Annotated in this window: 6 protein-coding genes and 2 pseudogenes; 4 read left to right on the top strand and 4 right to left on the bottom strand. The window is 36.4% G+C overall.

Annotation, left to right across the window (positions count from 1 at the left end; translation table 11 throughout):
• Positions 1–27 precede the first annotated feature (27 nt).
• The 3 genes and pseudogenes from ADA42_RS18115 to ADA42_RS13735 form a co-directional block, all read left to right on the top strand.
• A pseudogene (locus tag ADA42_RS18115) lies at positions 28–756 on the top strand (ISNCY family transposase); the annotation flags it as partial.
• Between the two features lie 157 nt (positions 757–913).
• Entirely contained in the window at positions 914–2,212 is a 1,299-nt protein-coding gene (locus ADA42_RS13740) for an MFS transporter (RefSeq protein WP_048765756.1), read from the top strand.
• 44 nt (positions 2,213–2,256) lie between these two features.
• Complete coding sequence (locus ADA42_RS13735) at positions 2,257–3,057, top strand: SDR family oxidoreductase (protein WP_228137606.1); 801 nt, start codon at positions 2,257–2,259, stop codon at positions 3,055–3,057.
• A 24-nt stretch (positions 3,058–3,081) separates the two neighbouring features.
• On the opposite strand, the gene ADA42_RS13730 is transcribed toward ADA42_RS13735, so the two are convergent.
• Positions 3,082–4,164, bottom strand: coding sequence for a glycerol dehydrogenase (locus ADA42_RS13730; RefSeq protein ID WP_004942638.1), 1,083 nt, complete (start codon positions 4,162–4,164; stop codon positions 3,082–3,084).
• A 101-nt stretch (positions 4,165–4,265) separates the two neighbouring features.
• The gene (locus tag ADA42_RS13725) at positions 4,266–4,814 is read right to left on the bottom strand and encodes a 2,4'-dihydroxyacetophenone dioxygenase family protein (protein ID WP_004942640.1); all 549 of its coding nucleotides are present in this window, start codon (positions 4,812–4,814) and stop codon (positions 4,266–4,268) included.
• A gap of 164 nt (positions 4,815–4,978) precedes the next feature.
• On the opposite strand from ADA42_RS13725, the gene ADA42_RS13720 reads away from it, so the two are divergent.
• Complete coding sequence (locus ADA42_RS13720; RefSeq protein WP_004942644.1) at positions 4,979–5,884, top strand: LysR family transcriptional regulator; 906 nt, start codon at positions 4,979–4,981, stop codon at positions 5,882–5,884.
• Positions 5,885–5,977: 93 nt separating this feature from the next.
• Here the strand turns inward: ADA42_RS13720 and ADA42_RS18985 are convergent, their stop codons facing one another.
• Positions 5,978–6,166 carry a hypothetical protein gene (locus ADA42_RS18985; RefSeq protein WP_227613714.1) on the bottom strand — a complete coding sequence of 63 codons (189 nt, stop codon included), beginning with the start codon at positions 6,164–6,166 and terminating at the stop codon, positions 5,978–5,980.
• 122 nt (positions 6,167–6,288) lie between these two features.
• Positions 6,289–7,008, bottom strand: a pseudogene (locus ADA42_RS18105) (IS3 family transposase); the annotation flags it as partial.
• Positions 7,009–7,182: the final 174 nt, after the last annotated feature.

Raw genomic sequence — 7,182 nt, 5'->3', positions numbered from 1 at the left:
TGCAATTTCCTTAGCGGACGGTTTGATATGTTGGTGTCTATGTCTGACAAAGAAATTCAACGGCTTGCAGTTCTGCGAGACGTTCGAGATTATCGTATTACCCAGGTCCGTGCTGCTGAAATCCTGAATCTTTCCACCCGTCAAATTACCCGGTTATTACAGAAGCTCAATCAAGATGGTGTTTCAGGTATGGCACATGCCAGTCGTGGTCAACCTGGCCATCGTCGCCATGATGATTTATTAAAATCAAAATGTCTTTCCATTATTTCTGAACATCTGCTGGGCTTTGGACCTACCTTGGCACATGAGAAGCTCAGCAGCATATTTGACCTGAATATCCCGGTAGAAACGCTTCGGCGCTAAATGATGGCCAATTACCTCTGGATTCCGCGATCCAAACGTCTAAAACGCCCATACCAGCCATGCTATAACCTGGATTGCTTTGGTGAGCTGATCCAGATTGATGGCTCATATCATGAATGGTTTGAAGGTCAAGCTGCTAAGTGCTGCTTGCTGATTTATATCGATGATGCCACTGGAAAGCTGTTGCATTTGCGCTTTTGTGAGACGGAAACGACCTTTGACTATATGCTTTCAACCCTAGCCTACATTGAATAATACGGCAAACCTCTGGCCTTTTATAGCGATAAACACTCGGTATTCAGAGTTAATCAGAAATCCAGGCAAGACAGCCAGATCACGCAATTTTGGCGGATTCTGAACGAGTTAAATATTGATATTATCTTCGCCAAATCCAATTCAGGTGTTCCTTTGATTCACAATACATTTGAATTAGCTTCACCGTTTAAAAATAAAAAATGTGCAAAAATTCTAATCAGGCAAATCACTAGTTTAAATCAAATTAGTAATAGGACTGCCGTTTATTTCTTATTTTAAAGGGATTGAAGTAGCCATGACTAGCTTTTCAGATATTGAGTCTCAGTCACAGCAAGTTGTGCAGAAAGACATTAAAAAATCCTTAATTGCCAGTGGCGTCGGCAATTTATTGGAATGGTATGATTGGACAATTTATGCTGTAGCTTCAGTCTACATTGCTTCAGCATTATTTGATAAAACTGACCCGACATCAGCGCTCTTGAACACCTTAGCGGTCTTTGCAGTAGGATTCGTTTCACGACCAATAGGCGGCTTTGTATTTGGTCCTCTTGCAAATAAGTTTGGCCGGAAAAACATTATGCTGGTCACAATGGTAATGATGGCTTTGGCAAGCTTAATGATCGCTTTTATTCCATCTTATGAAGAAATTGGAGCATGGGCATCGGGTCTATTACTAATAGCTAGATTAGTTCAAGGATTTGCACATGGAGGAGAAACAGCTACATCATATGCATATATTGCAGAGATAGCTCCACCTAAAAGACGTGGTTTATGGTCAAGTATGTCATTTTTTGCTGTCGGTGCAGGTTCATTATTAGCAACACTTTTTCTAGCATTATTAAATGTAATGTATTCAGATCAGCAGATGCATGATTGGGTATGGCGTGTTCCTTTTGCTATTGGTGGTGGCCTAGCATTTTTTGCAATTTATCTGCGTAGGAATATGATTGAAACACATGTTGAAAAAAATAATGATCAAAATTTAGATGATGTAAAATGGCCTTTTTCTAAGATTATGAAAGTCGGGATCAAGCTCTTCTTTTACGAGGCAGGCTCAACTTTAACATTTTATACATGGGTAACTTGTGCAGCAATTTATGCGATGGGGATACAAAAAATGCCTGCAAAAGATGCTTTTATGATGAGTTGTATTGCACAAGTAATCTATTTGATTTGTTTACCATTTCAGGGTCGATTATCTGATTATATTGGAAGAAACAATAACTCCTTAATCACTTATATAGGTTCATCTTTACTACTTTTCCCATTATGGTCATTAATTAGTAGTGAGCCTTGGACTTTATTAGTAGCTCAGAGTGTTGGTCTATTTACAATGGTTTTTTTGATGTCTTGTAAACCTGCAGCAATGTCAGAACAAATTCCAACTAAATATCGAACTAATTTTCTAGGCTTCTTCATGTCTTTGGCAGTAACAATTTTTGGGGGTACGGCTTCCTATGTGAATACTTGGCTTTACTCAATAGATAAAGGTTGGATTTTTAATGTTTACCTGATTGTGGTGTCTATAATTGCTTCAATTGCAGTATTAACATGGAAAAATAATAAAGGCATTGATTTAGATAATGTTAAGTAACTAGTTGAAAGCAAAGACCATAATTCAGGTCTTTGCTTCTTTTTATGGGAATTTTAAAAATATTTGATGGAGTTATGATGCAAGGATTATTTGAGGATAGAAAAGTTTTAATTACGGGTGCAGGTAATGGAATTGGTGCAGCTATTGCTGAACATTTTGCCCAGTTAGGTGCAACTGTTGCTTTGATAGATTTTAATAGCGATCTATTAGTGGCTAAACATCAGGAAATGGTAGACAAAGGATATAGCGTAAGATCATTTTGTACTGATATTTCTAATTATGAGGCTTGTCAGGCTGCGTATGAATATTTTTATAATGAAATAGGATTTATTGATACTTTAGTTAACAATGCTGGAATTTCTCCAAAGCATCAAGGACATGCTCATAAAATTTGGCAGCTATGTTCTGAAGAATGGCAACGTGTAATAGATGTTAATTTAAATGGATCATTTAATTTTATTCGAATTTTAGTTCCAGAGATGATTAAACATAAATTTGGAAAAATCATTAATACATCATCGGTTGCTGCAAATGCGTACCTGCCTGTAGTTGCATGTCACTACAGTGCAACAAAAGCTGCAATTATTGGCTTAACTCGACACTTAGCTGGGGAATTAGGTATTCATAACATTCATGTAAATTCAATTGCACCTGGACGTATAGAAACACCTATGGTTTTAGAGGTAGGTAATCAAGTAAATCAATCTGTGATTGATGATACTCCTTTGGGTCGATTAGGTTCACCAATAGAAGTAGCAAAAGTTGTAGAGTTTTTAGCTTCTAATGGCAGCAACTTTGTCACTGGACAAGTGATTGATATAGCAGGTGGTTGGTTGATGCGCTGAAAAGGGAGGTTATCTCCCTTTTTATTAGCGATAATGATTAGTCTTAATTATTGCCTGTTTTAGGCTTTCTTTGCTTAGAGGAGGTTCAAAGTTTTTACTATAATCATTTTGCAGAGTATGCATAATGATTGTTTCTAACATCGAATCACTTATCTCTTGATGATATCCCAATTCAGCAATTGCGGTCGGTAAATCAATGGATTTTAGAAAACTAATAAGCTCATTAATAAAAATATGCTCTCTATTTTCTAATACAGCTTGGACAACAGTACCAAAAGCTACTAACTCACCATGCAAATTGGTAGCTAGCTCTGGAATGGCTGTTAATCCTCTTATCAGAGCATGTGCCAAAGATAAGCCGCCACTTTCAAAACCTATGCCACTTAGAAGTACTGTCGATTCAACCACTTTTTCTACTGATGAGGTAATATTATGTTGTTTTACATCTTCATATGCCATTTTCCCCCAGGAGATGAGATTACTATAAGTATTATTTGCTAATAATAATGCTGTTTCTAATGGTGGTGTAGAAAATGAATTGAGGCCATTTGCATTTTTACATTGGTTTACTTCAAACATTTTGCTAATAGCATCACCAATACCTGCAGCAAAAAAGCGAGCTGGTGCCTGTACAATTGTATTTAAATCAACTAATACAATATCAGGATTTCGCTTTGTTTTTTCCACAGCTTGAACTTTATGATAATCATCATAAACAATTATCAGCCTACTTGTAGGGGCATCGCTGGATGCGACTGTAGGACAAATAATGATAGGTATATTTAATTTTTTTGAAATTCCTTTAGTGGTATCCATGGCTTTACCACCACCTAGGGCGATGATGGAATCTATACTGTGTTTTTCCATGGTATGACTTAAATGTTCAATAGTTTCATAAGTACATTCGCCAGGAAATTTATAACTAATAAAATCTATATTTGCCTTATTTAATGAATCAGTAGCTTTACTCAGAATAGGTCCTTCAATGGCTTGATCATAAATAATTCCAATTTTTTTAAACTGATATCTTATTGCAATATCACCAATCTTTCTTAAAGCATGTGCTCCTTGGATATATTCACCAGGAAATCCCATTATCTTTAACATATCTAATCCTTTAATAATTCTGACCAGTTTTTGACAGTAGAAAAATATAAAAATGCCAATCATTTTATGAATTGGCATTTTTATATAGAAGATAGAGCTTATTATCGAATGATCTTTTCTAATTCACTTTCAGGAATACCAATTTTTTTGTAATGTTCACGAGTAGCTTCTAGTTTAGTAAACACATCTTCATAACCTACTGCTTTTCCAAAAGGATCTACATATGTATAGCCACCATGAACCATAAAAAGTGTGATCATTTCAGTAACATCTTCAGGTACGAAAAGAGTATGAGTTTCACCAGGTGGTTCGTAAGCGAATGATTTCTCTTCTGCAATCCAATCATGCTCAAGATAATACCAACGACCTTTGAGTACAAATGCATGTACAGCTCCTGTATGTCGATGTCTAGATAACACACCACTCTTGCGTACACGTAATAAATTAACGTAGTAGCCAGCACTAGTATTTAAAAGTAATGGTTTAAAACTAACTGAATCAGATGTCGGTACCCATAAATTATCATCTTTCAAAGCCTCATCTAAAACACCTGGAATCACAAGATCTGGCGACATATAAGGTACTTGTGGTAATTGAAAAGGCATAAGTTCTTCATTGGCTGAGTAATCAGGATTTCTTTGCTGTACCATCACTTTCTCCTTGAAATAAAGTATTCAGATTGAGGTAGATACTAGCAAAAGTAAATTGTTCGTAGATTGCACCAAATTCATACTACATGTGAATAGAAGGAAAGGTTTGATAAAATTCTAGGTGCTATATTCAAATCTAATTAAATGCTGCTAGAGAGAACACTATGGATAACTATCGACAATTGATGGCTTTTATCTGGGCATACGAACATGGAAGCTTTTCTGCAGCAGCACGAGCAAATGATTTAACACCATCAGCAGTTAGTAAGCTAATTAATAGACTAGAAAACCGTTTAGGTGTGCGTCTTATTCAAAGAGGAGCTAGACAGCTTACATTGACTGAAGAAGGAGGAGCATATTTAAAAAGTGCGCAAAATGTTGTGGCAGCAATGAATGAAGCTGACTCTTTAGCCGAAGCATTCCCAAATAGAATATCTGGCGTTTTAAAAGTTAGAACAATGCCAACTTTTGCACAGCATCAAATTTTACCCTGGTTACCTGAGTTCCTAGATAATTATCCCTCATTGAGTGTTGATTTTGAGCTAAATGCAATATATCAGGATGATTTTGATCGTGGAGTTGATATCGCAATTTATGGTGGAATACTGCCGTCCTCTTCTAGAATTGCAACTAGAATAGGTGACAGTCAATGGATAACTTGTGCAGCCCCCAAGTATCTTGAAAAATATGGAATACCTAATCATCCTCATGAATTATTGCAGCATCGGTGTTTTCATTTTAATTTTTCAAGCAACTGGAATAATTGGGATTTTATGGAAAACAATGAAAGTTTTATTGTTCCTGTAAAACCGATAGCTTCTTTTTCTCAAGGCACCTTTTTAAGAGATCTTGCTTTGAAAGGAGAAGGAATAGTTAGACTTGCAGATTACCATATTGGTGAAGATATTAAATTAGGAAGACTGGTACCAATTCTAGGAGATTTTAGTTCAGGAATAACGGAACCGCAGTATATTATTTATGCAAATCGAAAGCTTCAAAGTCCTAGAATTAAATGTTTTATTCAATTTTTACAGCAAAAAACTAAAAATAAACCTTGGCGAATTTATTAATAGACTTTTGGAAGGTGAATAACGGTAAAATATTCACACTATATGAAAGTAAGTGCAAAAACTTATCTCCTTTTTTATCGAAGATGTACGTATCTATGAAAATAATTTATTAAGACCTAATGTTAAATAATTCTCAGTAAGTATGTAATGTAACTCCTTTTCACTATCATGTTGGAAGTAGAGAAATCGTAAGTCTTCCTGAGACAAAGTGTCCCATTGTCCAGTGTTATAAGATATAAACTTCTGAGGAGTCAATTTTTGCTTATGATCATTAGAAACCACAACTGAATTGGATAATAAGGCAAAAATAATTTACAGGCTCACGTGGCGCTTTAGGATGTTCTTGATATGCTGTCTTAATGAGACTGAACCGTACCGAGTTTGTCGGAGACTTTTTATTTAAGTTAGGCCACCTGATCTAACGGGTTAATCTTATCATAGTACATTGCCTCAAACTCAAAAGGCAATACATATTCAATTGCACTATATAGCCATTTTTTGTTGAACCAATCGACTCAACTCAATTTGGCAAGTTCAACATCAGATAGACCTGTCCAATCAGATTTCAAATATTCAATCACCTCCATTTTGTATAAACCATTAACCGTTACAGCCAATGCATTGTCATCTGAATCGCCAGTTGTATCAACAGAAGCTTTCACATTGGCTGCCTCTAAACGATTGGTATAGCAAATTGATAAATATTGCACACCTCTATCTGAATGGTGGATTACATTTTCAGGCATACCACGATCTCGAAGCGTTTGCTCTAGTGCATCGAGCACCATATCTGTGTTCATTCGCGTTGATACTTTTCAACCTACGATGGCACATAAGAACACATCAATAATAAATGCCGTATAGGCCCAACCTGAATGAGTCTCAATATAGGTGATGTCAGCAATCCAAAGGTTGATGGGATGCTGTGCCGTAAAATCACGCTTTACTAAATCATCTGCACGCTTTTGATCATCTCGGTGGCCTGTAGTGAGTTTGTTCTTAACATGCCATACACCTTGTATACCAAGCTATTGCATTAGTCGAGCAACACGACAACATGCGATGCAGTAGCCTTCTTTCCTTAACTGCTCCCAGACCTTACGAATGCCATAACGACCACCATTATTTGCGTGGGGAGTCGAGCTCCGCCTGGGTGAAAAAAGCGGCTGCTTTATATAGAATTTCATTTGCTCGTTGGACTCAGTAAAGAAGGTCATTTACTTAGCAACATCAAATGCTGCGAAGAAATGGACGATGCCAATTCAAAATTGGCGTTTAGCAATGAATTGGTTTACGAT

Origin of the sequence: Acinetobacter sp. 243_ASPC (assembly GCF_001054715.1) — a bacterium.
GTDB classification, from domain to species: Bacteria; Pseudomonadota; Gammaproteobacteria; order Pseudomonadales; family Moraxellaceae; genus Acinetobacter; species Acinetobacter soli.
This window is presented reverse-complemented; position numbering and strand designations above follow the sequence as displayed.